23 protein-coding genes and 2 riboswitches are annotated in these 23,621 nt (G+C 63.0%); of the genes, 15 read left to right on the top strand and 8 right to left on the bottom strand.

The annotated features are described in order from the left end of the window. The first annotated feature begins 290 nt into the window (after window positions 1-290). Both groL and SB659_RS04585 read left to right on the top strand, forming a co-directional pair. A complete protein-coding gene (groL, locus tag SB659_RS04590; RefSeq protein WP_284977497.1) occupies window positions 291-1,916 on the top strand; it encodes a chaperonin GroEL in 1,626 nt (541 codons plus the stop codon). A gap of 145 nt (window positions 1,917-2,061) precedes the next feature. Then, window positions 2,062-3,144 carry an RNase H family protein gene (locus SB659_RS04585; protein ID WP_410549638.1) on the top strand — a complete coding sequence of 361 codons (1,083 nt, stop codon included), beginning with the start codon at window positions 2,062-2,064 and terminating at the stop codon, window positions 3,142-3,144. Window positions 3,145-3,258: 114 nt separating this feature from the next. Here the strand turns inward: SB659_RS04585 and SB659_RS04580 are convergent, their stop codons facing one another. The 4 genes from SB659_RS04580 to SB659_RS04565 all read right to left on the bottom strand — a co-directional run bounded on the left by SB659_RS04580 (window position 3,259) and on the right by SB659_RS04565 (window position 6,583). Then, window positions 3,259-3,549 (bottom strand): WXG100 family type VII secretion target, encoded by a 291-nt coding sequence (locus tag SB659_RS04580; RefSeq protein WP_284974160.1) that lies wholly within the window; start codon window positions 3,547-3,549, stop codon window positions 3,259-3,261. A 131-nt stretch (window positions 3,550-3,680) separates the two neighbouring features. Beyond that, window positions 3,681-5,126, bottom strand: a complete 1,446-nt coding sequence (locus SB659_RS04575) for an ATP-binding protein (RefSeq protein WP_410549637.1) — start codon at window positions 5,124-5,126, stop codon at window positions 3,681-3,683. A gap of 2 nt (window positions 5,127-5,128) precedes the next feature. Beyond that, a complete protein-coding gene (locus SB659_RS04570) occupies window positions 5,129-5,839 on the bottom strand; it encodes a response regulator transcription factor (RefSeq protein WP_284974162.1) in 711 nt (236 codons plus the stop codon). 111 nt (window positions 5,840-5,950) lie between these two features. Continuing rightward, window positions 5,951-6,583: a LysE/ArgO family amino acid transporter gene (locus SB659_RS04565; RefSeq protein ID WP_410549636.1), complete on the bottom strand. Its 633-nt coding sequence runs from the start codon at window positions 6,581-6,583 to the stop codon at window positions 5,951-5,953. Window positions 6,584-6,652: 69 nt separating this feature from the next. On the opposite strand from SB659_RS04565, the gene SB659_RS04560 reads away from it, so the two are divergent. Together SB659_RS04560 and SB659_RS04555 are read left to right on the top strand one after the other, a co-directional pair. Then, window positions 6,653-7,579 (top strand): LysR family transcriptional regulator ArgP, encoded by a 927-nt coding sequence (locus tag SB659_RS04560; protein WP_410549635.1) that lies wholly within the window; start codon window positions 6,653-6,655, stop codon window positions 7,577-7,579. Between the two features lie 96 nt (window positions 7,580-7,675). Next, on the top strand, window positions 7,676-7,900 hold the full coding sequence (locus SB659_RS04555) for a hypothetical protein (protein WP_284977502.1): 225 nt from the start codon (window positions 7,676-7,678) through the stop codon (window positions 7,898-7,900). Between the two features lie 477 nt (window positions 7,901-8,377). On the opposite strand, the gene SB659_RS04550 is transcribed toward SB659_RS04555, so the two are convergent. From SB659_RS04550 to SB659_RS04540, 3 genes are all read right to left on the bottom strand, one after another. Then, window positions 8,378-10,036 (bottom strand): DNA repair helicase XPB, encoded by a 1,659-nt coding sequence (locus tag SB659_RS04550; protein ID WP_410549634.1) that lies wholly within the window; start codon window positions 10,034-10,036, stop codon window positions 8,378-8,380. A 40-nt stretch (window positions 10,037-10,076) separates the two neighbouring features. After that, window positions 10,077-12,539, bottom strand: a complete 2,463-nt coding sequence (locus SB659_RS04545) for a helicase-associated domain-containing protein (RefSeq protein ID WP_410549633.1) — start codon at window positions 12,537-12,539, stop codon at window positions 10,077-10,079. A 90-nt stretch (window positions 12,540-12,629) separates the two neighbouring features. Next, window positions 12,630-12,845, bottom strand: coding sequence for a hypothetical protein (locus SB659_RS04540; protein WP_410549632.1), 216 nt, complete (start codon window positions 12,843-12,845; stop codon window positions 12,630-12,632). Between the two features lie 222 nt (window positions 12,846-13,067). Here SB659_RS04540 and SB659_RS04535 point away from each other — a divergent pair, with 222 nt between their 5' ends. Both SB659_RS04535 and SB659_RS04530 read left to right on the top strand, forming a co-directional pair. After that, complete coding sequence (locus SB659_RS04535) at window positions 13,068-13,451, top strand: cold-shock protein (RefSeq protein WP_284974169.1); 384 nt, start codon at window positions 13,068-13,070, stop codon at window positions 13,449-13,451. 8 nt (window positions 13,452-13,459) lie between these two features. Continuing rightward, window positions 13,460-14,008 (top strand): DUF3027 domain-containing protein, encoded by a 549-nt coding sequence (locus SB659_RS04530; protein WP_410549631.1) that lies wholly within the window; start codon window positions 13,460-13,462, stop codon window positions 14,006-14,008. Between the two features lie 107 nt (window positions 14,009-14,115). Here SB659_RS04530 and serC read toward each other — a convergent pair whose 3' ends face one another. Beyond that, the gene (serC, locus tag SB659_RS04525) at window positions 14,116-15,246 is read right to left on the bottom strand and encodes a phosphoserine transaminase (RefSeq protein ID WP_410549630.1); all 1,131 of its coding nucleotides are present in this window, start codon (window positions 15,244-15,246) and stop codon (window positions 14,116-14,118) included. 300 nt (window positions 15,247-15,546) lie between these two features. On the opposite strand from serC, the gene SB659_RS04520 reads away from it, so the two are divergent. The 9 genes from SB659_RS04520 (at window position 15,547) to fdhD (ending at window position 23,492) form a co-directional block, all read left to right on the top strand. Then, on the top strand, window positions 15,547-16,242 hold the full coding sequence (locus SB659_RS04520) for a metal-dependent transcriptional regulator (protein ID WP_284977508.1): 696 nt from the start codon (window positions 15,547-15,549) through the stop codon (window positions 16,240-16,242). A 141-nt stretch (window positions 16,243-16,383) separates the two neighbouring features. Further along, window positions 16,384-16,625, top strand: a riboswitch (cyclic di-AMP (ydaO/yuaA leader). A gap of 4 nt (window positions 16,626-16,629) precedes the next feature. Beyond that, a complete protein-coding gene (locus SB659_RS04515; RefSeq protein WP_284974173.1) occupies window positions 16,630-17,454 on the top strand; it encodes a M23 family metallopeptidase in 825 nt (274 codons plus the stop codon). 138 nt (window positions 17,455-17,592) lie between these two features. Then, window positions 17,593-17,759, top strand: a riboswitch (cyclic di-AMP (ydaO/yuaA leader). Between the two features lie 61 nt (window positions 17,760-17,820). Then, on the top strand, window positions 17,821-18,525 hold the full coding sequence (locus SB659_RS04510; protein ID WP_410549680.1) for a C40 family peptidase: 705 nt from the start codon (window positions 17,821-17,823) through the stop codon (window positions 18,523-18,525). Window positions 18,526-18,624: 99 nt separating this feature from the next. Then, window positions 18,625-19,422, top strand: a complete 798-nt coding sequence (locus SB659_RS04505) for an NlpC/P60 family protein (protein WP_410549629.1) — start codon at window positions 18,625-18,627, stop codon at window positions 19,420-19,422. A 285-nt stretch (window positions 19,423-19,707) separates the two neighbouring features. After that, window positions 19,708-20,208, top strand: coding sequence for an HNH endonuclease (locus tag SB659_RS04500; protein WP_284977511.1), 501 nt, complete (start codon window positions 19,708-19,710; stop codon window positions 20,206-20,208). Window positions 20,209-20,262: 54 nt separating this feature from the next. After that, on the top strand, window positions 20,263-20,862 hold the full coding sequence (locus SB659_RS04495) for a molybdenum cofactor guanylyltransferase (RefSeq protein WP_284977512.1): 600 nt from the start codon (window positions 20,263-20,265) through the stop codon (window positions 20,860-20,862). Next, window positions 20,852-21,169 carry a DUF6457 domain-containing protein gene (locus SB659_RS04490; protein ID WP_284977513.1) on the top strand — a complete coding sequence of 106 codons (318 nt, stop codon included), beginning with the start codon at window positions 20,852-20,854 and terminating at the stop codon, window positions 21,167-21,169. Before SB659_RS04495 ends, SB659_RS04490 begins: the two co-directional genes overlap by 11 nt. Then, window positions 21,166-22,545: a molybdopterin molybdotransferase MoeA gene (locus tag SB659_RS04485; protein WP_410549628.1), complete on the top strand. Its 1,380-nt coding sequence runs from the start codon at window positions 21,166-21,168 to the stop codon at window positions 22,543-22,545. The genes SB659_RS04490 and SB659_RS04485 overlap by 4 nt, the downstream gene beginning before the upstream one ends. A gap of 80 nt (window positions 22,546-22,625) precedes the next feature. Continuing rightward, the gene (gene fdhD, locus SB659_RS04480) at window positions 22,626-23,492 is read left to right on the top strand and encodes a formate dehydrogenase accessory sulfurtransferase FdhD (RefSeq protein WP_284977515.1); all 867 of its coding nucleotides are present in this window, start codon (window positions 22,626-22,628) and stop codon (window positions 23,490-23,492) included. Window positions 23,493-23,621: the final 129 nt, after the last annotated feature.

Here is a 23,621-nt window from a genome sequence, read left to right as displayed (position 1 = left end):
ACGCCGGCTGGAACCTTTTCGTTTATAGCGCAGCATGGAGCCGCTGCTTGCACTCTCCCCGGGTGAGTGCTAATTATTGAGTTAGCACTCCAACGGTTCGACTGCTAAGTGCGGCCCGGTTAATCCGGCCCAAAAGCCAGCGAACCGGCGGGGGATCAAGAAACACCTTTTGGTGGGGTGAGGTCCGGAGCGCGCGGCATACAGAGGCCGCAAGCGAAAGGCCGTCCGTCGCGGGCACTCCATCAGACAGGTACCTTCTTAACGACTGTCCCGAAAGGACTACCGCCGTTATGGCCAAGATCATTGCATTTGATGAAGAGGCACGCCGCGGCCTCGAGCGGGGTTTGAACATCCTCGCAGACGCCGTCAAGGTCACCCTCGGTCCGCGTGGACGCAACGTCGTCCTCGAAAAGAAGTGGGGCGCCCCCACGATCACCAACGATGGTGTTTCCATCGCCAAGGAGATCGAGCTGGACGATCCTTACGAGAAGATCGGTGCGGAACTGGTCAAGGAAGTTGCCAAGAAGACGGATGACGTCGCTGGCGACGGAACCACCACCGCAACGGTTCTTGCCCAGGCACTGGTCAAGGAAGGCCTGCGCAACGTAGCGGCCGGCGCTGACCCGCTGTCCCTCAAGCGCGGCATCGAGAAGGCTGTTGAAGCAGTCATCAATGAACTGCTGTCCTCGGCCAAGGAAATCGAAACCAAGGAAGAGATCGCAGCCACGGCTTCCATCTCCGCCGGCGACCCGGAAATCGGCGCACTGATCGCCGAGGCCCTGGACAAGGTGGGCAAGGAAGGCGTCATCACGGTCGAGGAATCCAACACCTTCGGCTTGGAGCTTGAGCTCACCGAGGGCATGCGCTTCGACAAGGGTTACATCTCCGCATACTTCGTCACCGACGCTGAGCGCCAGGAAACGGTCCTCGAAGACCCGTACATCCTGATCGTGAACTCCAAGATCTCCAACGTGAAGGAACTCGTTGCAGTCCTGGAGAAGGTCATGCAGTCGAACAAGCCGCTGCTGATCATCGCTGAAGACATCGAGGGCGAGGCCTTGGCCACCCTGATCGTCAACAAGATCCGTGGCACCTTCAAGTCCGTTGCCGTCAAGGCTCCGGGCTTCGGTGACCGCCGCAAGGCACAGCTCGCCGACATCGCCATCCTCACCGGTGGCCAGGTCATCTCCGAAGAAGTTGGCCTCAAGCTTGAGAACGCCGGCCTCGAACTCCTCGGCACCGCCCGCAAGGTCGTTGTCACCAAGGACGAGACCACCATCGTTGAAGGTGCTGGCGACGCCGAGCAGATCGCTGGCCGCGTGGCCCAGATCCGCGCCGAGATCGAGAACTCCGATTCCGACTACGACCGCGAGAAGCTGCAGGAGCGCCTGGCCAAGCTGGCCGGCGGCGTTGCAGTCATCAAGGCTGGCGCGGCTACCGAAGTAGAGCTGAAGGAACGCAAGCACCGCATTGAGGACGCTGTCCGCAACGCAAAGGCTGCCGTTGAAGAAGGCATCGTCGCCGGTGGTGGCGTGGCCCTCATCCAGGCCGGCGCCAAGGCATTCGCCAACCTCAACCTCGAAGGTGACGAGGCAACTGGTGCCAACATCGTCAAGGTTGCTATCGATGCTCCGCTCAAGCAGATCGCTTTCAACGCTGGCCTCGAGCCGGGCGTTGTAGCGGACAAGGTTCGCGGCCTGCCCTCCGGTCACGGCCTGAACGCTGCCACGGGCGTCTACGAAGACCTTCTGGCTGCCGGCGTCAACGACCCCGTAAAGGTCACCCGCTCGGCTCTCCAGAACGCCGCTTCCATCGCTGGTCTGTTCCTGACCACCGAGGCAGTGGTTGCTGACAAGCCCGAAAAGAACGCCCCGGCTGCCGGTGGCGACGACATGGGCGGCATGGGCGGCTTCTAAGCCCTCCCGCTCTTTGCACTAAAGAACATCACCACGGCGGTCCCCACCATTTGGTGGGGGCCGCCGTTTTGCTGTACCCAAGTACTTATGTGCGCTCTTTGAGCTGCGCGTTTTAGTGTCAGTAAGGTCTGGCAGGATTAAGTGCATGACGATTATTGCTGCCGCCGACGGGTCCGCCCTCGGTAATCCTGGGCCGGCCGGTTGGGCCTGGTACGTTGACGATTCCTGTTGGCGGGCAGGGGGATGGCCGCATGGGACCAACAACCAAGGCGAATTGATGGCTGTCCTGGACTTGTTCCGGTCCACGGCGCATGTTCCCGAGCAAGATTTGCTGATCCTGTGCGATAGCCAGTACGTCATCAACTGCATCACCAAGTGGATGCCGGGTTGGAAGCGGAAGGGATGGCGGAAGGCAGACGGCAAGGCTGTCCTGAACGTGGATCTGCTCAAGGACATCGATCAAGCCATCACCGGACGCAAGTACACCTTTGAATGGGTAAAGGGGCATGCCGGGCATGACCTCAATGAAGCGGCGGACGAGCGTGCACGCGCGGTGGCCGTTGCTTATCAGCAGGGCGTAGCTCCCCGCAGCGGGCCGGGCTTCCCGGGAGCTCCGGCGGGGGTGGGTAGCGAGCTTGGGGACCGTCCTGCCGGGCTGCAGAGCCAAGCCGCGCAGCCCCAAGAAGCACGGCCCCAAGAGGCGCAGCCCCAGGCCCTGGCCTCGTTAGCCCAGGGCACCCGACAGCAAGCCCCCGCTGGTGACCAGCAGTCCCGGACAGGACGGACATCCTGGCCGCATTCGGAGCCGACCCTTTTCGGGGAGTCCGGAATCTTTGGCCAGCCTGACCTGTTCAGCGAGCTCGACGAACAAACTTCGGTGGTGCCGCTGTCGGCCGAAGACACGGTCTTGGCGTTGGAACGCGAGATGCTCAGGCCGGAGGTGCGGGCGGACATCGGCCGGATTGGCGTTCTGCTCCACCCGGACTTTGCCGAGATCGGAAGCTCGGGGCGATTTTGGACCCGGGATGCCATGATGATGGCCCTGGAGGAAGATCCCGGTGAACCCACTGAGCTAGAGCTCCTGAGCGCAGATCGCCTGAACGAGGACACCATACTCCTGAACTATCGCAGTCTGGCACCTGCGGGTGCTGCCTTACGCAGTTCCGTGTGGATGCTGGACCGGGGCCAATGGCGGCTGAGGTTCCATCAAGGGACACGTGAACAGTAGCGGAGCACGCTAGCCGCCCGGACCAGACCAATTAAGACCTGCGAGGCCCGCCTTCAAGGGGGAAGAGAGGGGCCCCGCAGGAGTCATCTCGGCCGATGGCCGTGGGAGGAAAAGCTAGAAAGCGAAGCGCTGGGTGTTGCCCTGTTCCACCTCAAGGTAACTGGTAGCAGCTGAGGACAGCGCGGCGTCGATGGATGCGAGCGACGCTTCCACCTTGCTCTGGGTCAGGGACCACTCCACGAGGAGGGCTTGGAAATTGGTAGCGGCGGAACCCTTCCAGGTGGCTTGGAGTTCCTCCAAACCCCGCCTCATGGCTTGGACGTCGGTACTGACTCTGTCCACTGTTGCCTTGACGTTGGCGGACTTGAGCTGGAGCAGTTCGGTATCGACGGAGATGACGCTCATAGGGGATGCCTTTCGACGAAGATGTTCCGCTGGATGCGGCGGGTTGCGTGGCCACATCAATCAGCCTAGGTATCCGGCACCCTGGGCAGTACCAGCCATCACCTCTATGTGGATAACGGTCGGGGGAACAGCTACGTGGACAAAAGCTCGGCCGGCGCTTCGTGGAAGGGGAGGCTGACCACCATGGTGGCGCCGCCGCCGTCGGTCTCTTTGACCCGGACGGAGCCGCCGTGTGACCCGACGATCGCGGCAACGATTGCCAATCCGAGCCCGCTGCCACCGGTTTCCCGGGTGCGGGACGTGTCCGCCCGATAAAAGCGCTCAAAGATCTTGTTGGTTTCATCTTCCGGAATGCCGGGGCCGTGGTCCCTGATCTCGATGATCGATTCCGCGCCGTTTGGGGTGTGCTGAACTCCCACAGCAAGCTCGATGGGACTTCCCTCCGGCGTGTACCGCAGGGCATTTCCAACGAGGTTGCCTATGACCTGGCGGAGCTTTGCTTCGTCGCCCTGTACGGGGGCGGGGGTTGGTGCAGCGCCGGCAAGTCCCTGCAGCGTGATGGAGCGGTCGCCGCAGGAGGCCTTGGTGTCGACCACGGCGTCGTGGGCAAGGAGTTGCAGGTCCACAGGTTTGAGCTGCAAGGGGCGTTGCTCATCCAACCTGGCCAAGAGCAGCAGGTCCTCCACCATGGAGCCCATCCGTTTTGCTTCGCTTTCGATGCGCCCCATGGCCATGGCAACGTCTTCCTCGGTGGACAAGGCACCGTGGCGATACAGCTCGGAGAAACCACGGATGGTCACCAAAGGAGTGCGGAGCTCATGGGAGGCATCAGCGGCGAAGCGGCGCATGCGGCCCTCGGACGCCGCACGCGCAGCGAACGAGGCCTCAATGTGGGAGAGCATGGTGTTCAGTGACCTGCCCAGCCTGCCCACCTCGGTGTGCGGGTTGTCGAATTCCACGCGGCGGGACAGGTCACCCGCAGCAATGGCCGCAGCAGTTTTCTCCACCCGCGCCAGCGGCCGGAAGGACCGCGCAACCGTCCAGGTGGCGATGAAAAACGCCAGCACCAGCGTCAGCAAGCCAACGCCCACCACCACCAGGAGGGCGTGCTCCATAACCTTGTCCACAGGGGTAAGCGGAAGTCCGATGATGACAACGCCGCTCTGCCCGTTGGCGACCACTCCCACGGCAACTACACGCCAGTTGGTACCGGCCGTGCCCCTGACCTGGAAGGGGACATTGCCACGATCCTTGGCTTCGGCCGGAGTGATGTTGGAGATCGCCGGCCGGTCGTTCTGGCTTCCGCCGAACGGGTAGGGTGCAAGGTTGGGTACGTAAAGGGTCAGCGAATAATCGGTGGGCACCGCAGTGTTGGGCTCAGACAGCTTGTCGAAGGATTGCTGGTCCTGGGCCAGCGCTACCGCGGCCTTGAGCTTGTCGTCCACCTGGCCTTGCAGATAGCTCTTGACGAGGGTCAAGGTGCCAGCGCCGGTGGCTGCCAGCGCCAACAGCAGCAGACCCATGATGATCGCCACGAGCTGCGACCTCAGGGACGCCGACTTCCAGCGTTGCAGCAAGGTCAGCGCTTCTCTGCCGTCCGCAGCACGTAACCGACGCCGCGCTTGGTCTGGATGAGGGCGGCAGCGTCAGGATCGATGTCCACTTTGCGCCGCAGGTAGGAGATGTAGGACTCGACGATCGACGCGTCACCGTTGAAGTCATACTCCCACACGTGGTCGAGGATTTGCGCTTTGGACAGGACGCGGTTGGGGTTGAGCATCAGGTAGCGCAGGAGCTTGAACTCTGTCGGCGAGAGCTCGATGACCGTCCCGCCGCGGCGAACCTCGTGGGCGTCGTCGTCCAATTCAAGATCGTCAACCCGGATCACGGCGTCGTCATCTTCAAGAGGCTGCGTCCGCCGGAGGACCGCCCTGATACGTGCAACCACTTCGTCGAGGCTGAAGGGCTTGGTGACGTAGTCATCGCCGCCCACCGTGAGGCCGGTGACCTTATCCTCGGTGTCGTCCTTGGCAGTGAGGAACAGGACAGGGAAGTGCTTGCCCGCCGCGCGAAGGCGCCGGGTGACGGTGAAGCCGTCCATATCCGGCAGCATCACATCCAGTACCGCGAGGTCCGGAGCGTGGAGTTCCGCGGCAGCCAGGGCCTCGCGACCATTCGACGCAGCAACGACCTCGAAGCCTGCAAAGCGCAGCGACGTGGACAGCAGCTCGCGAATGTTGGGTTCGTCATCGACGACAAGCAGCTTTGCTTCCGGACCGTTCTTTTTCATGCATCCATGATGCTCCCAGTTTCTGGGAGTTTTCTGGATACCGCATGTGTGCTTACTGCGCGTCGTCGTTGGTGCCGCTGGTGGAGCGGACCCCACATGGATTCGCTGCCGTCACCGGCCGAGTATTAGCCCTAGGCCCAACGCCACCATCGTGACGGCGATGGTGCCGTCAAGGATTCGCCAGGACAGCGGGCGCGCGAAGAAGCCGCGCAGGAAGCGGGCTCCGAATCCCAGGGAGCAGAACCAGAGGACACTTGCGGCCATGGCACCGGCGCCGAACCACCACTGCAGGGAGGCGCCTTGTGCGCTGGCCAGTGAACCAATCAGGGCGATGTCCAAGTACACGTGCGGATTAAGCCACGTCAGCGCCAGCATCGTAGTCACGAGGGTAATCGCGCCCCGCTTGGGTTCCCCGGGCACCGGAGCCGCGTCCGCGCTGAGCGATTGCGGAGTCAGTGCACGCTTGGCCGCCATGGCACCGTAGGTCACCAGGAAGGCTGCACCAACAAAGCGAAGCACGACGACGGCGGTAGGCGCCGCCGTCACGAGGGCGCCGACGCCCAACACACCTGCGGCGATGAGGACGGCGTCGGACAGGGCGCAGACCGCAACAATCGGAATTATGTGCTCCCCGCGGATTCCCTGCCGTAGAACGAAGGCGTTCTGAGCGCCGATGGCAACGATGAGGGCCAGTCCCGTGGCAAGGCCGAGGCCGGCGGTGTGGAGAAAGTCTTGGTAGGTCACTCATTCAAGCTACTGATAGAGGGGTAAATTAGACCAGCTAAAGAAACTTCGTTAGCGTAAGATCTCCTTATGTCCAGTTTCTCCTCCGAGCAGTTGCTCACGTTCGCCACGGTCCTCTCGGAGGGCACATTGGATGCTACCGCGCGGGTACTGCACATCACGCCGTCGGCGGTTTCGCAGCGCCTGAAGGCCTTGGAGCAGTCGGCCGGCAGGGTTTTGCTGCAGAGAAGCAACCCCGCCCAGGCCACTGAAGCCGGCGAGGTGGTGTTGCGTTTGGCGAGGCAGGTGGCCCAACTCGAGGCGGACGCCGGGCGGGAATTGGGACTCAGCCTGGACGGGGCGCAGGTTGCTGTCCCCATCGTGGTGAACGCTGACTCTTTGGCGGTCTGGTTTCTGAAGGCCCTGGCCCAGGTCCCCGACGAACTCAACCTCACCTTTGATCTGCATCGCGACGACGAACAGCATTCCACCTCGCTGCTGCGTTCCGGGACGGTCATGGCAGCGGTTACGTCAACACCTGAGGCTGTTCAAGGGTGCCGCGTGGAGAGCCTCGGGGTCATGAGGTACCGGGCCGTGGCGCGACCCTCCTTTGTCAAGCGCTGGTTCTCCGAGTTTCCGCAGGGGATGGACGCCAACGTCCTCAACGCAGCACCGGCGGTCGATTTCGATCGGAAAGACACATACCAGTGGGCCTATGTGCAGGCACTCGGCAAAGCGACAGGGGGTGTGGTTCCTGAGGGCAAGGGACCGCGGCACTATGTTCCGGCAACCCAGGACTTCGCGGACGCCATCCGTTTGGGGCTTGGCTGGGGCTTGATCCCCGAGGCCCAATGCGCACCGGATATTGCCAGGGGTCGGCTGACGGAACTCTTTCCGGACCGCCCCTTTGACGTGCCGCTGTATTGGCAACGGTGGAAGACGGCATCCCCGGTCCTGGAGGCGCTCAGTGACACGGTGCGGGCGGTCTCGGGACAGTATCTGCTCCGGATCCGCTGAACGCCTGCTTCAGATGCTGAAACACGGTCCGTTGAAATTCAGAACACGCCCACGGATGCTGCTAAAAATGTCAGTGCCCGGTTCCACACTTAAAACATGGCAAACTCAGCAGCTCCAGTAAGCATCCACCAGCTCCAAGACCTCGAGGGTGTCGAGTTCCACGTGACTTACCTGGACACCGATACCGGCCGGGTCCGCCGCGAAGACTTCCAAGACCTCGCCGCGGCGGAACGCTTTGCCAGTGCCCAACTTCGCGACGCCGACTGCTGGGCTGTCGTGGACCACGTCAAGGTCACGGCCACCAGCAGGATGGTTGCCTAGCAACTGCAATGGCTGCGCAGCGGCTGCATGGTTGCCTGGCAACTGCGCACGCATCAAGTTTGGAGCCGGTGTTCCGGGTCCTCAGCGATGACGGAACACCGGCTCTCGCGGCCCAAGCCGCGCGGATGGCGGTCCGAGGCAGGTTGCTGGTCGCCCGATCAACGGGCCAGACAACAACTGCCCGCCACCAAAGCAGGAAAGAGACACTGATGACAGCAAGCAACGGATAGTTCCCGCGTACATCACAGATCCAAGCGTGGACCACCGGGCGTTACGCAGGGTGGAGTGCTCGTGGGACTATCGCAGGACTTCAGGCCCTTAAACCGTCGGCTCCCTGGCTACGGGCTACCCCCACCGCCGACGACTGGCCGCCAAGTTGCCTGGACCAAGGGCAACCCTTCAGGGCGGAAAGCTTCACTTCGAATCGTAAAGTCGCTGGAGGTTAACCGCAAGACCCCCGGGCTTGGATTGCCGCGGCTATTGCCCTTGCTCGATGCCCTTCCCAACGTCTTTGGCGTCCATGATCCGGTACGCGTAGCCTTGCTCAGCCAGGAAGCGTTGGCGTTTGGCAGCGAAGTCCTGGTCCAAGGTGTCCCGGGCCACCAGCGAGTAGAAACGCGCGGCACGGCCGTCTTTTTTGGGACGCAGCAGCCGACCCAGCCGCTGCGCTTCTTCCTGGCGTGAGCCGAAGGAACCGGAGACTTGGATGGCTACCGAAGCTTCTGGCAGATCGATGGAAAAGTTGGCCACTTTGGACACCACCAGCGTGGTGATTTCGCCCCTTCTAAAGGCGTCAAAGAGGCTCTGGCGTGCCTTGACCGTGGTTTCGCCTTTGATAAGCGGGGCACCCAAACGCTCGGCGATCTCGTCCAGTTGGTCGATGTACTGCCCGATCACCAAGAGCTGTTCGCCTTTGTGCACGTCAACGAGTTCCTCCACCAGGGCGGTCTTGGTTTGCGAGGTAGCACAGAGCCGGTATTTGTCCGCGTCGTCTGCCATGGCGTAGGCCACCCGTTCGTCCCTGGGGAGGTCCACCCGTACCTCCACACAGTCCGCGGGCGCGATATAACCTTGGGCCTCGATGTCCTTCCACGGGGCGTCATACCTCTTGGGGCCGATCAGGCTGAAAACCTCGCCTTCACGGCCATCCTCCCGCACCAGGGTTGCAGTTAGTCCCAGCCGACGGCGGGCCTGGAGGTCTGCTGTCATGCGGAAGATCGGGGCGGGCAGCAGATGGACCTCGTCATAGATGATGAGCCCCCAGTCGTGGCCGTCCACGAGTTCCAAATGCGGATAGAGGCCTCCGCGCTTGGTGGTAAGCACCTGGTACGTGGCAATGGTGACAGGCCGTACTTCTTTGACGGCACCGGAGTACTCGCCAATCTCATCCTCCGTGAGTGAGGTCCGCTTGAGCAGCTCATCCCTCCACTGCCGGGCCGAGACCGTGTTGGTCACGAGAATGAGCGTGGTGGTGGAGGATGTTGCCATCGCTGCGGCGCCCACGAGCGTCTTTCCGGCACCGCAAGGAAGTACCACGACGCCGCTTCCGCCGGCCCAGAAATTCTCGGTGGCCACCTTCTGGTAGGGGCGTAGCTGCCAGTTGCTTTCATCAAGCCTGATTAGGTGCGGCTGCCCATCGACGTACCCGGCCAGGTCTTCCGCCGGCCAGCCGAGCTTGAGCAGCAGTTGCTTCAGCTGACCACGCTGGGAGGAATGGACCACCACGGTTTCGCCATCGATTCTGGGCCCGAGCAGCGGGGCGATCTTCTTGGCCCGGATGACCTCCTCCAAGACTGGGTAATCGTCGGTGCGCATCACCAAGCCGTGCTGGGGGTCTTTCTCGAGGCGAAGCCGCCCATAGCGGGACATGGTTTCTTCGACATCGATCAACAGCGAGTGCGGCACGGGAAACCGCGAATACTTCAGCAGCGTGTCTAGCACCTGCTCGGCGTCCAATCCGGCAGCCCTCGCGTTCCAGAGACCCAGAGGAGTCAAACGGTAGCTGTGCATATGTTCAGGGGCACGCTCAAGTTCGGCGAAAGTGGCGATGGCATGCCTGGCCTCCGTGGCCAGCTCATGATCCACCTCGAGCAGGATGGTCTTGTCACTTTGAACGATCAGGGGACCGTCGGTCACGGTTGATTCCTCACTAGCACGGCTTGGGCGAAGGCAGCCGTCATGAATGCACTTCTCCTGCGGGTTCCACATCGATAATCCGATGAATTGACAGCACACGCTCTGTTTCCTTGGCGGGATCGAATACGCGCACACGTCCACCGGACACGGACACTGGAACAACGGTTTCAGTGTTTGCATTCCCCAAGCTGTCCACCACATTCATGGTGACAGCCTGCTTAAGCCGGATGGCCTTTTGGAGTGTTTCCAACCCCAGTTGCGTGGCAGTTTCACCGGTGGAGTCAGCCGGAGCCGGCTGTTGGCGCCGCAGAACCGACAACTGCGCCTCGACGTCGTCGTCAGGGGGAGCTGTGCGCGGAGCCGTATAGACGGGGCGGGCACTGCCGGGAGCCGGCGCCGTCCGCTTGAAACGCACGACGGCGGGCTCGGCCTCTTGCACGGCGGGGGAGAGTCCCAGCTCACGCAGCACGCGCGCCGTTTCGCGCGGGCTGGCCGAAGAGGTCAAAACAGTGGGCGCGATACGCACCAGGCTCAGGGCGGACGTGCGGGCTTCGCGAAGCAGGTCCATGATGGCTGTTTCGTCGTCGCTTTGAATGAAGCTGGCACTCGTGCCGATCCGCAAGCGGCCGTGCCTGGACGCCGTGTCCTGCACGAGGTACGCCAGTGGTTGCGGCACCGGGGTCGCGGAGTGTTCGCGGAGGAACGCCAACAGCGAGTCCGCATCTTGTCCGGCGTCGAGCGCCCGGCGGATGGTGGTGGGGGAGAATCGGTAGATCGACGCCGGGCCCTGGCCTTCGGCGTCGGCCATCAACAGGAGTGTCTCGCTGAGTTCGGGGGCCAGATACCCGGGCGCCACGGCCGTGAGGTCTGCCTGCAAGAGGATGTGGTTGACGGCAGCAGGCAGATGTTCGCCGAGAATATCGAGTGCGCGCTCAGGTTGGCCGGCGGCGATCGCGGAGCCCAACTGCGTGAACGCGCCCGAGCCCATCAGCCCCAGGATCTCCGCCTCTTCCAGGATCCCGCGGACCAGCGAGCTGAACCGACGGGCCATCCGGGGCTGGGCCCATTCGGCACGCTGCAGCACGGCGCGGGCATCCAGGACAGGCGCCTTGCCGTCCGGCGCGGCTGCTTCGGCCGTGAGTTCGTTGAGGATTTCCAAGATCCTCCGCCGGACCACCGGGGCGTCGGGACGCTGGGCCTCTGCGGACAGCACGTTAATGGTGGCCGAAGCCCCTCCCGGGTGGGAGGCAGACGTGGGACCAGCGAGCCGTTGACCCACCAAGGAGGGTGCGCGCTCACTGGCCAACCACGCGTTGACAAGCCATAGCCACTGCTCCTGCCGGGGCAAGCCGAGCCACTCTAGGGACGGTGGCTGTACCCACGACGAACTGTCCACATCCAGGCGCACGAGTCCGGCCAAAGCGCACAGCTCAAGCAGCACGGCGGTCTGGTGTTCGCCGCAACGGATCGATTCAGCCAAACGGCGTAGCTCACGGACGCCCACCCCACCGCTGCGAAGCGTAGCCAAGGGTTGCTCACGGACCGCGAAGAGCAACTCCCCGGCCAAGCGCAGAGTCTCGGCGATGGCGCCCATGGCAGCGTTGCGGCGCAGGGAGGCGCTGGTGCTGCCGAGCTCCGGCACTGGCGGAGAGAGCGTGAAGTCCTCCACGATGTAGCCGCCGCGAAGAGCCAGCCCCACGCTGTGGGGCAACTCCACATGGCCAGCGTCCAGGGGGACCAAGAGACTGCGCGCCAGTAACCAATCGATGGGTCCGACGTCGGAATTTTCGTGGGTCACGGAAGCCCGGCGTTGCGCTTGGGGCACAGCGCCCATGGCCCAGTCGCCGAACTTTTCCAATAACGCCAGAGTACGTTCGGGTGCGGTGGCCAGAATGGCGTGCACCTTCTCCGGCGTTGCCGTCCAGCGTTGCAGGGCAAGCGCCGCGTCCATGGGGGTGCTTGCCGCTTGTATGTCTTCACCGCTGTGGTGGAGTTCGGCCACGAGCTGGACCACGCGCTGGGCGTAAGCGGGCTGGAGCCGGACCAGTTCCGTATAACTACGACCCAACCCCGCGGGGTAGATGCCGATCACGTCCTTAAGGCTTCCGACGGGAAGGTAGAAGCGTTGCCGCGCCGTCGCGGCCGGCGAGCCCGCGGGTGGATCAGCACGGTGAACCAAGGCCAGCTCCTGCAGCTTGGCGAGGATGCGGTCCAGGGCCGTCAACGTGGACCCGGCGATGACTTTCTTCAGTCCGGCAGCGGACACGCTGTGGCCGGTATCGGTATTGGTGCAAAGGTGCAGTGTTTCCAGGACCTGCATTTCCGGTTTATTCAGCCGTTCCAAGGCCCGTTGCACACTGACACGTGCGCTGGCCCGCGCTGCCAGCGCGGCGAAATCCGGTGCCATGGGGGAGATCAAGTCCGGTCGCGCAGCAAACAACGCCCGCAGCGAGTCATCGCTGCGCGCTTCCAGTTCCTTGCTGAGCGCGCGAATAAGGGACATCAATCCAACGTTACCGCCACTGGAGCGCCGCTGGTTGTTCGCGGACTTTCTTGGGGGTTGTTATCGCCGGTATTGCAGGTTCATGCCGCTCTACTGGCGGCGGCGTTCCCGGATGGCACCCACCATCACCAGGGCAGCGAGCACGAAGGCCAGCGGCAGTCCGTACAGCGCCGTTGACGTGACCCACGCCGGTGCCACACCGCCGTCGAACGCCACAGCCATGACAACCCCGACGGTGGCGAGGGACACCGCTGCTACCAGCGCGGCCAAAACCATGAGGGGGCGGCGAGGGCCCGGAGAAGTCATATCCCAACGCTAGCAGCAGCATTCGCACGCGGGCCTTAGCACGAGGAGGCAGCCCTCCACAGCCGCCGCGGGCGTGCAAAGCGGGAATAGCGTGTCCGGCAGGATAACCTTGGAGGAACAGACCAACACGGACCGGGCTGCCACCCTCGATCCCGCAGAATCCTGCGGATGCGGTGTAGGCCCGGCGTGTCTCCCAGAGCAAGAACGAAGAAGGTTGATTACGTGCCTACCGGCAAGGTCAAATGGTATGACAAAGAAAAGGGCTTCGGGTTCCTCGCGGCCGAAGACGGGCAGGAAGTATTCCTTCCCAAAACATCGCTGCCTGCCGGCGTCACCGAACTGAAGGCTGGAACGCGGGTCGAATTCGGCGTCGCAGATGGCCGTCGGGGTGCCCAAGCATTGGGACTGCGCGTCCTTGAAAAGACGCCGTCCGTTGCCAAGGCCAAGCGGATGGGAGCCAAGGACCTCGCGCCCTTGGTGCAGGATCTGGTGACGGTTCTTGATAACTTGTCCGGCACGCTTTCTGCGGGGAAGTACCCGGAGGGCAATAAAGCCAAGGCCATCGGTATGGCGCTCCGCAAGGTCGCCGACGAGCTGGAAGCCTAGGACCCCGCATGACACCCGAATCCGCACAGGATGTGAAGGCCGGAAGGCGCACGGGCTTGCCCTCATGGCGCACGGGAAAGCCGGACGCATTCCTCGCAGCGGCCGTGGATACCGCCCGCCAGGCCGTGGAAACCATAGCCAAGCCGGGTGAAATTGGCGCGCACATCGGCGCCAAGTCAGAAGGTGACCGGGTGGTAACCCATTTGTTCGAGTCCAAGCTTGCCGGTTACGGCGGCTGGCAATGGTACGCGGTGGTCACCCGCAATTCGCGGTCCAAGGTGGTGACCGTCAACGAACTCGGACTTCTTCCGTCTGAGGACTCCATCCTGGCGCCCGAATGGGTTCCGTGGGCCAAGCGTGTTCGGCCGGAAGATGAGAGGCCCTTGGTGGAAGAAAGCGTGGAAGAGGTCTCCGAGGAGTCCGTCCAAGCGGACGAGGACGACGCTTCGGCGCCCGATGACGACGCCTCGGATGACGACGAGGCCTCCGACACTGCCGAGGAGTCCGGTGCTGCCTCGGACGAGTCCGACAGCTCCGATAACAACGGAGCCGGCTAGGTCTTCACGACGACGACGGACCTCGCCCGGGCGTTAGAGGCAATCGGCGCCGTCCGGACCTACCCGAACGACGCCGACCCATGCCTGCGCGGCAGCCGTGCCTGAGGCTACTTCTTCAGCTCTCCCACCACGTAGTCGATGCTGGCCAGGAGCGCGGTGACATCATCCGGCTCGATGGCCACGAAGGTGGCGATCCGGAGCTGGTTCCGGCCAAGCTTGCGGTACGGTTCGGTGTCTACCACACCATTGGCGCGCAGCACCTTGGCGATGGCGGCAGCGTCAATGGAATCGTCAAAGTCGATGGTGGCGATCACGTTGGAGCGGTCCTCGGCGTTGGCCACAAACGGCGTGGCATATTCGGACGCCTCTGCCCACGAGTAAATGCGGCCGGCTGAATCAGCCGTGCGTTTGCTGGCGAAGTCCAGGCCGCCGTTGCTGTTCAACCACTTCACCTGTGCATCCAGCGTTACCAAGGTGGACAGGGACGGGGTGTTGTATGTCTGGTTCAGCTTGGAGTTGTCGATGGCGGTCTGCAGATCCAGGAAGTCCGGAATCCAGCGGCCGCTCGCCTTGACGCGGGCCGCGCGTTCCAAAGCGGCGGGGGAGAACAGGCCCAGCCAGAGGCCGCCGTCGGACGCGAAGTTCTTTTGGGGCGCGAAGTAGTAGACATCCGACTCGGCAACGTCAACGTCCAAGCCGCCGGCCGCTGACGTTGCATCGACCAGGACCAGCGCCCCGTCGTCGGCACCTTCAACGCGCTTGACAGGAGCGGCGACGCCGGTGGACGTCTCATTCTGCGGCCATGCGTAAACATCCACGCCTGCCTCGGCTGCGGCGACGGGACGGGTGCCAGGCTCCGATTTGATAATGGATGACGCGTCCAGGAAAGGTGCCTTGTCAGTGGCCGCGGCGAACTTGGATCCGAACTCGCCGAAGGAAAGGTGCTGGGCTTTCCTCTCCACCAAGCCGAAGGCTGCGATGTCCCAGAACGCCGTCGAACCGCCTACTCCCAAGACGACCTCGTAGCCCTCCGGGGCACGGAAGAACTCGCTGAGGCCTTCGCGGACCGAGCCCACCAGGTTCTTGACAGGGGCCTGGCGGTGCGAGGTGCCCAGAATGGTGGTGGCTGCGGCAGACAATGCCTCGACCTGTTCCGGACGGACCTTGGAGGGTCCTGCGCCGAACCGTCCGTCCTTGGGCAGCAGGTTGGCGGGAATGGTGATGCTGGTGTCGCTCACGTTGGCTCCATGGGGTATCGGTTAGAGGGGGGTCGTGGCAGGTGGCATCTACTGCCCCTTCGACTCCCCAATTCTGCCCGAACACCCTCCTTGGCAGGAACCTGGAGTTGTCATAGTCCGCCACGTGGAACGCACGCAGAGCATATGCAACCGTTCCCCGTTGACGGAATTATCAAGAGTAATTCCTAATAAGCTAGGCTGGTCTTGCGTTAAGGGCGGGCGAATCAAGCCCCGCCCACCGAGTTGGGCGCGGTACGGTGGAGCTACGCAAGAGACTGCGTTCGAGGAGAGCTGAGCGGGATGACGGATCTGATCGATACCACTGAGATGTATCTTCGGACCATTTTGGAGCTTGAAGAAGAGAACATTGTTGCCCTTCGCGCACGCATTGCCGAGCGTCTCCGACACTCCGGCCCCACCGTGTCACAGACCATCGGACGAATGGAAAGGGACGGCCTGGTCATAGTTTCCAATGACCGCCACCTGGAACTGACCCAAGCGGGCCGTAAGCGGGCCACCGAAGTTATGCGTAAGCATCGGCTGGCCGAGCGGCTCTTGGCAGATGTGATCGGATTGGATTGGGCCTACGTCCATGACGAAGCCTGCCGTTGGGAACACGTTATGAGCGAACGCGTCGAACGCAGGCTTTACGAGCTTCTCGAGCACCCCACCGAATCTCCCTACGGCAATCCGATCCCAGGGCTCGAAGCAATCGGTGGTTTGGCCGCCGTCCCTGCGGACCGCCCGGATGTCAACCTTCTGCAGGCCATGGACGGTTACGGCTCCGATTCGCGGGTGCTCATCAGCCGCCTCGCCGAACCTATCCAAGTGGAGCCGGAGCTGTTGACCCAGTTGGATGAAGGTGGAATCCGGCCAGGAGCATTAGTGTCACTGGAGCGAGTGGGCGAGTACATCTCCGTTCGGGTCCCCGGCATTGAAGGCGCCTTGGAACTTCCTCCCGAGGTCGCCGGCCACGTCTTTGTTTCCCTCGGCTAATACGCCGGGCAACATTAAGCGCCGCTGCAATTCTCCTGCTGTGGCAGGACTTGCCATCACTATTTCCCTGTTGATAACGAATTTATTACTGGGGGACTTAATCCCCTATAGTTGATTATTGGCGCCGATACCAAAGCGTTACCTGATCCGGAGCCGAACTCTGCCAGCGGATCAGGTGTTCCACCCCTTACTGGCAGAGGCGGGGGAACCACTAGCGGCTGTCTAAAGAAGCAGCCTTGGGGTGAAGTCCGCAGCAGAAGTGCCCACTGATACAGGTCCTCTTGGGGATACCTGTGTGCCGTGAGCGCTGAGCGCGGGCCGGGTCTTTGAACTCTCTGACTCGAATCCGACAGCTAACTTCGCAGGCTTTTCAGAGAGGAATAGAGTTTGACATCGCAGAACGTCAGGGGCCGCCGTCGCGCATCCGGCCCTGCTGCTGAGGTGGGGCCTGCCCGCGTTGCTACGGAAATCCGGCCCCGCGAGGCCAGCCGCCAGCGGCGACGGAAAGGTCCGCTGCGTCAAGTGGCCGACTTCGCCGCAGCCAGCGGAGTAGGTCAGAAAGCCGGCATCGCCCTTGCTGCTACCGGCTTGGCGCTGACAGTCGGCCTGCCAGGCACCAGCCCGATGATGGCTACCTCGGACTCTGGCCAAACCGAGTCTGCGCTGTCTGTAGCCGGTACCCAGCCGGAGGTATCCGCAGCGGCATCGGCCAAAATCGACTTCAGCCGTGCTGCCGTTTCCACGGCAGCGGATCCCGATGGCAAGCTGAAGCAGCTACTGAGCGCCCAGTCTGTGGCCAGCATCCAGCGTTCATCGTCCCAAGGCACTTTGGGTGCCCCCTTGGACACGCTTGTCACCGCATCGCCGTTCGGTTACCGCGTCAGTCCGCTGACGGGCGGCACCGGTGACTTCCACCGCGGCCAAGACTTCGTGGCGCAGTGCGGCACCGCGGTCCATGCTGCCGCGGCCGGCAAAGTAACTTTCGCAGGATGGCACGAGTACGGTGGCGGCAACCGTGTGGTCATAGATCACGGAAACGGCTTGGAAACTACCTACAACCACCTGTCGTCCTTCAACGTCAAGGTGGGCCAGACGGTCAGCCGCGGCGACGTCGTGGCCCTCAGCGGCACCACGGGAGCCTCCACAGGCTGCCACCTCCACTTTGAAGTCCAGGTCAATGGCGAAGTCGTTGACCCCATGGGCTGGCTCTGACCAACGTGATGGCCATCTCTCGATTCCATGAGGCCGCTCGTGACCTGAATGTGACATTCGCGTTCAACTGTTGTACCGTACATAACGCATCGGCTTTTTAGGGGGCCGGTGCACTTGAGTGGATTGCCTAGCTCTGCCACCGCTCGAGTTCCGTTCGCAAAATCGTCTGGCAGGGGCGGGGGAACCACTTCTGGTCTTCGCAAGAAGGCCTTGGGGTTAAGTCGCAAAGCTTCTCTGAAGCAGCGCGGCCGGATGACTCCCATCCGAATCCGACAGCTCACCTCGCAGGCATTGGGAGAGGCTACCTACGTGTCATCACGCACTACCCCTGCGCGCCACCGCGCCCAAGCGGTTCGTAAGAACCCCTTGAACACTCTTTCTACGGCTGTTTCTTCCAACGCAGGTACAGTAGGCCGCCAGGCCGTCGTGTTGGCAGCAGCCTCCGGTCTCATTCTCAGCGTTGGTTTGCCCGCGCAGGCTGCCGACACCGGCGTTTCCGCTTCGGAAGCCTCCGGTACCCAGCAGATGGTAGCCACAGCAGTGGTAACCGCGGAGCCCACCGCCACCGTTGCCTTCGAGAGCCCCGTTGTGGCCACGCAGGAGGCTCCGAAGGTTGTCCAGGCAGTTGCCGAGACTCCCGATGCCTCAACCCAGGCCGCTACAGGCGCCACGAACAACGCAGGCACGTCGGAAACTGTTACCGCACAGTCGGCCGTAGCCAAGGATGGCGTTTCCAGCGCCGCAGCTTCGGGCCTGGCAGCAATCGCCTACACCGGCATCGGCCACCCCTACGTTTGGGGCGGCACCACGCCCAACGGTTGGGACTGCTCCGGCTTCACTCAGTGGGTCTACGCCCAGGCCGGCATCAGCATCCCACGCACGAACGCCTGGACTGTCATGAAGCCCACCAACACTCCTGCTCCTGGCGATCTCGTCATGCAGAATGGCGGAGCCCACGTTGGCATCTACGTTGGCAACGGCATGATGATCAGCGCCTTGAACCCGAGCCAGGGCACGTTGCTGCATGCAGCAGCTGCCACGGGTACATCCTCCTTCTTCACTCTCCGCTAGAAAAACACCCAGTTCACGACTGAGCAGCATTCCCCCAAGTGCTGGTCGGTCACTACCCGCGCGTAACCCCATAGCGCGGATACGAAAGAGAAAAACATCATGATCAGTGCAAACAAGGTTGCACGGCACCGCGCGGAAGCTCCCAAGACGAGCTCGCTTGCCGTCATCGCAAAAGCAGTCAGTGAGAACGCAGGTGGCGTCGGCCGCCAAGCCGCAGTAATTGCCGCCGCTTCAGGCCTTGTCCTGACCAGCGGTGTAGCTGCCAACGCGGCTGATACGAACGTTCAGCGTGAGTCGACCTCCACGTCCACCCTCGACGTCCAGCCGGTAGCACAGGCAACGATCGCAGCTGATTCCACTGTTGCCATCTCTTACGAGAGCCCCGTGATCACCACGGTAGAAGCTCCGGCCCCCGTGGTTGAGCAGGCTCCTGCCAAGGCGGAAGCTGCGCCGACGGCAGCTGCTCAGGCCAGTGCCCCCGCGACCACTGCCACCACCGGCGGTAACGCAACCCTGGCTGTGAACTCCACCTCCAGCGCTACCAAGGCTCCGGTTGCCTCCAGCGGCCTCGGTGCTGCAATTGCTGCAGCCGCCTACGCGCAGTTGGGCGTGAACCAGGACTGCACCATGCTGGTCACCAACTCGCTGGCTGCCGTGGGCATCCACTTCCACGACTGGCCTGCTGGTTACCTCTCCCTCGGCCGCACGGTCAGTGCAGCAGAAGCACAGCCCGGTGACCTCGCCTACTACGCCAACGGCGGTTTGGCCGGCGAGGCCCACATTGCCGTGTACGTAGGCAACGGCATGGCGGTCCACGGTGGCTGGGACGGCTACACCACCAAGCTGTTCAGCGTAAACGTAGGCTCCGGCCCGGTCTTCATCCGCGTCAACGGCTAAGTTCACCTCTTCCGAACACCCTGCTGGCTCCATGCCGGCAGGGTGTTCTGCTTTAACCGATGTGTTCTTCTTTAACCTGCAGAGGATGCTCTGGAACGCCGCACATGGGGCGCCTAATTCTGAACACCGCACAAATTTTTGCCGACATCGCACGTGAAACGACAGATAAATTCGTTGATATGGCATAGAAGTGCTTACCCTTATGGTGTCGATCCACAGCCCGTACATGCAGAGGGCAGCCGGCCCTCGTGCCCCTGACGGGTGCGGCCGTGAAGAGGTACGTGCATGCGCACACTCGTTCTGAATGCTGGATATGAACCGCTGGCGGTAGTAACGTTCCGCCGGGCGCTGGTCCTTGTGCTCACTGGGAAAGCAAGCGTGGTGGCCGAAGGCGACGATCCCGTCGTCGGGCCGCAAGAGATTCTCGGAAGACCTTCCGTGATCCTCCTCAACCGCTACATCCGTCCCAAGTACAACCGGGTCACCGCCGTGAGCCGGCGCGGTGTTCTTCGCCGCGACGGACACCGCTGCGCCTATTGCGGCAAAACAGCACACACTATTGACCACGTCCACCCCAAATCCAGGGGCGGCGCGGATTCTTGGGAAAATTTGGTTGCGGCGTGCCTGAAGTGCAATAACGCCAAGAGCGATCATACGTTGGCGGAAATGGGCTGGAAACTCCGCTTCAAACCCGGCGTGCCCCAAGGAACAATGTGGCAGATCAAGGAACTTGAGAAACCTGCCCCGGACTGGGATCCCTTCCTGTTGCCTGAATCCGCTGCCTGACGTACGCGATTGCGGCTTAGGGTGAGTCCCGCCCATGACCGGTAGTGTGGGCGGATGGAATTCGATGCCGTAATTCTCGCTGGCGGCAAGGCCACGCGGCTGGGTGGTGCGCCGAAGAACGAACTACGGTACGACGGCGACACCCTCCTGACCCATGCCCTGCGCGCTGCCGAAGGTGCTGGGGAAGTGGTGGTTGTGGGACCGGGCAGCATGGAGGTCCCTGAGGGGATCCTCAGGGCGCGGGAAGAACCCGTTTTTGCCGGGCCGGCCGCCGCCATCGCGGCCGGGTTGGATCGTCTTGGCGCTAACGGTGCTTCCGCGCCTTGGACGTTGGTACTGGCATGCGACATGCCACACGCTGTTCGTGGCGTGGCCCCTTTGGTGCAGCGGCTCCAATCCGAGCCGGGCATGGATGGCGCCATGGCGGTGGCCGCCGATGGCCGGAAGCAGCCGCTCCTCGGGATGTACAGCAAGGCCGCCCTGCAACGGGAAGTTGAAGCGGCACGCGATTCGGGTAGGTTGACCAACTCCTCTGTTTTCGGGCTCCTTGCTAGGCTGAACCTGCTGACTGTTGCCGTCCCTGCCGGTTCCACCGATGACGTAGACACTTGGGCGGACGCAGCGGCTTTGGGCATTGAGGATCTTGGGCATTGACGATGAGTTGGAGGCGGACATGAAGAGCCAGGAAGAGACGCTCGAGGAATGGTGCCGCGTACTGTTGCAGGCCTTTGAGCTAGAGGGTGTGGAAGTAGACGTCAATGGGGTCCTCTCCGTAGCAGGGGTAGCCGCGCATTCGGTGGTGCGGCCGGCGGCACCCCTGACCACGTTCATCGCCGGTTACGCAGCGGGCATGGCCCGGGGCATTGGCCAGGCAAACGACGCCGACTCCATGGCTGCTGCCTTGGATGTGGCCCGGAAAGCTGCCATGGACTACACGGAGCCGGGGACCGAAGCGGAATGACGGAGGCCCCCCACCCGGGCCACCACGCGGCACATACGTGGGCTGAGGCCCGGCAGCGTGCCTTTGAGGTCGCCACCCCGATCCCGCCGAGCCCGGTTCCGCTCCGGCGAGCCCTCGGGCGCGTCCTGGCCAACGACGTCCTGGCAGTCCAGGACATGCCCCACTATGCATCGTCAGCCATGGATGGCTGGGCAGTGAACGGCAGCGGGCCGTGGATCTTGAGCGAGCGGGGCCACAGGCTGGCGCCGCACCAAGCCAGCCCCATCGTCACCGGAGGACTCATCCCGCCCGGTGCCAAGGCGGTTCTCCGCAGCGAAAGCGGCGTCATTACCACCGATGATGACGGGCTGCCCGTCCTTGTCTTGGGCGGGGCCGCAAAACCGGGTGAGCCCCGCAATGGGCAGCACATCCGCAAGGCCGGGGAGGAAGCCGCTGCAGGGGAAGTGTTGATCAAAGCCGGGACTGTGATAAATCCAGCCCATATAGCGTTTGCCGCCCTTGCCGGGCTGGACGAACTCAACGTGCGCGGCAAGCCCTTGGTCAGATTCCTGCTGACGGGATCGGAAGTGGTGACCTCGGGCGTCCCACTGCCGGGGCAGGTCCGGGACACCTTCGGACCCCAACTGGGAGCCGTCGTCGAAATGTTGGGCGGTATCGCGGGCGAACAGACAAGGGTGGGAGACGATTACGGCCAGTGGCTTGCTGCGCTTCAGGAGCCCGAGCCAAACTTGGCCGGAGCAGAGATCATCCCCACAGAACTCATCCCCACAGAAGCAGCCGTTGAAACGGAAGTTCCTGCCGACGTCGTTATCACCACGGGCGGGACGGGCGGCTCGGCGACGGACCATCTCCGGCGAGCCGTGTCCGAGCTGGGCGGCCGGTTGTTGATCGACGGCATCGCCATGCGGCCCGGCCATCCCGCGGTGCTTGCAGAGCTCCCGGACGGACGGTTCATACTCGGCCTGCCGGGCAACCCGCTGGCTGCCATGATGGCGCTTCTTACCATCGGCGGTCCGCTGCTGGCAGCCTTGGGCCATGGTCGCATGGACACCGCGCAAGACGTTCCCTGCGGCACGATGATCGACCCCGATCCGGGACGGACCCGTCTCATGCCGTTCAAGCTGCTGTACGGGTTGGCATCTCCTGCGGGTCATTCAGCCGCCGGAATGATGCGTGGTCTGGCGGGCGCCGACGGCGTCATGGTGGTCCCGCCGCACGGCGTGCAGCTAGGAGATATGGTCCCGGCTTTCGCATTGCCCTGGGGTAAACCGCTTCCTTCGCCCAAGCCTGCCGAGGAGAAACCCCGCAAGCCGCCGGTGCGGGCAAGGGGCAAGGCGCCGGCAGGGCCTGTGGACTGGAGCGCTTTGGACGCTTAGGGCGTTTGTTGGACTGAGGTGGCCAGCGGTGGTGCGGCTTGCCATGATGGACTCATGAACAGGGAAGAACGGAGCGTGACATGGGACGCGTGACCCAGCGCCGCAAGGTGCACAAATTTGTCCTGGACGGCTCCCCGCAGGCCCTGGAACACCCCGTCCGTTACAAGGAGGACGTCCTTGCGGTGGAAGAACCCCTGGAGATCCGTCTTGGGGACATGTCCTTCTCCGTGACTATGCGGACGCCGGGGGACGATTTCGACCTCGTGGCCGGATTCCTCGTTTCCGAGGGCATCATCTGGGAACCTTCGCAGTTGATCTCGGAGCGTTTCTGCGCAGGAGAAGACGAGAACGGGGTGCAGACGTTCAACGTGGTGGACGCGCAACTGAGGCCTGACGTGGCGTTGCCGGCCATCGGACGGAATGTATACACCTCCAGTTCGTGCGGGATTTGCGGCACGGATTCGATCGAGGCGGTCCGGAAGTCCTCGCACCACAGCCCTGCCGACGATGAGCTGGTGGTTCCGGTGCGTACGCTCGCCTCGCTCCCGGACAGGCTCCGGGAGGCTCAGGCTGTCTTCGCGAAGACCGGCGGGGTCCACGCCGCCGGCCTTTTCAAGATCCACGACGACGGCGGGGCGGAACTTCTGTGCCTCCGGGAGGATGTGGGGCGGCATAACGCGGTGGACAAGGTTGTAGGCTGGGCGCTCCGTGCGGGCCTGTTGCCATTGCGGGGGATGGTACTTCAGGTATCCGGCCGGGCCTCATTCGAACTCGTGCAGAAGGCGGCCATGGCCGGTGTCCCGGTACTGGCCGCCGTTAGCGCGCCGTCGAGCCTTGCCGTGGAGCTTGCCGAAGAGTCCGGAATCACCGTGGCCGGATTCAGTCGGGGAGCAAGCCTGAACGTCTACACCGGCCGGGAAAGGATTTTGGCTGAAGGTCCGAAATGACGCGGGCCGGGTAAGCCAACCGGGGGCCCAGCTCGTTTGGCTTTGCTTGGTTATGGGGCCGTAACCACGTAGATTTTATCCATCGATTGGAACCGCGGACGGGTTGGAAACGCCGCCTGCGTCAACTCG

Origin of the sequence: Arthrobacter sp. SIMBA_036 (assembly GCF_046535135.1) — a bacterium.
Lineage (GTDB): Bacteria > Actinomycetota > Actinomycetes > Actinomycetales > Micrococcaceae > Arthrobacter.
This window is presented reverse-complemented; position numbering and strand designations above follow the sequence as displayed.

Bases quoted from the DNA above. Each gene is read 5' to 3' on its own strand.
- fdhD (WP_284977515.1), top strand. From the start codon at position 22,626: ATGGGACGCGTGACCCAGCGCCGCAAGGTGCACAAATTTGTCCTGGAC.
- SB659_RS04585 (WP_410549638.1), top strand. From the start codon at position 2,062: ATGACGATTATTGCTGCCGCCGACGGGTCCGCCCTCGGTAATCCTGGG.
- SB659_RS04560 (WP_410549635.1), top strand. From the start codon at position 6,653: ATGTCCAGTTTCTCCTCCGAGCAGTTGCTCACGTTCGCCACGGTCCTC.
- SB659_RS04485 (WP_410549628.1), top strand. From the start codon at position 21,166: ATGACGGAGGCCCCCCACCCGGGCCACCACGCGGCACATACGTGGGCT.
- SB659_RS04570 (WP_284974162.1), bottom strand. From the start codon at position 5,839: ATGAAAAAGAACGGTCCGGAAGCAAAGCTGCTTGTCGTCGATGACGAA.
- SB659_RS04545 (WP_410549633.1), bottom strand. From the start codon at position 12,539: ATGTCCCTTATTCGCGCGCTCAGCAAGGAACTGGAAGCGCGCAGCGAT.
- SB659_RS04505 (WP_410549629.1), top strand. From the start codon at position 18,625: ATGATCAGTGCAAACAAGGTTGCACGGCACCGCGCGGAAGCTCCCAAG.
- SB659_RS04495 (WP_284977512.1), top strand. From the start codon at position 20,263: ATGGAATTCGATGCCGTAATTCTCGCTGGCGGCAAGGCCACGCGGCTG.
- SB659_RS04530 (WP_410549631.1), top strand. From the start codon at position 13,460: ATGACACCCGAATCCGCACAGGATGTGAAGGCCGGAAGGCGCACGGGC.
- SB659_RS04520 (WP_284977508.1), top strand. From the start codon at position 15,547: ATGACGGATCTGATCGATACCACTGAGATGTATCTTCGGACCATTTTG.
- SB659_RS04500 (WP_284977511.1), top strand. From the start codon at position 19,708: ATGCGCACACTCGTTCTGAATGCTGGATATGAACCGCTGGCGGTAGTA.
- groL (WP_284977497.1), top strand. From the start codon at position 291: ATGGCCAAGATCATTGCATTTGATGAAGAGGCACGCCGCGGCCTCGAG.
- SB659_RS04540 (WP_410549632.1), bottom strand. From the start codon at position 12,845: ATGACTTCTCCGGGCCCTCGCCGCCCCCTCATGGTTTTGGCCGCGCTG.
- SB659_RS04580 (WP_284974160.1), bottom strand. From the start codon at position 3,549: ATGAGCGTCATCTCCGTCGATACCGAACTGCTCCAGCTCAAGTCCGCC.
- SB659_RS04555 (WP_284977502.1), top strand. From the start codon at position 7,676: ATGGCAAACTCAGCAGCTCCAGTAAGCATCCACCAGCTCCAAGACCTC.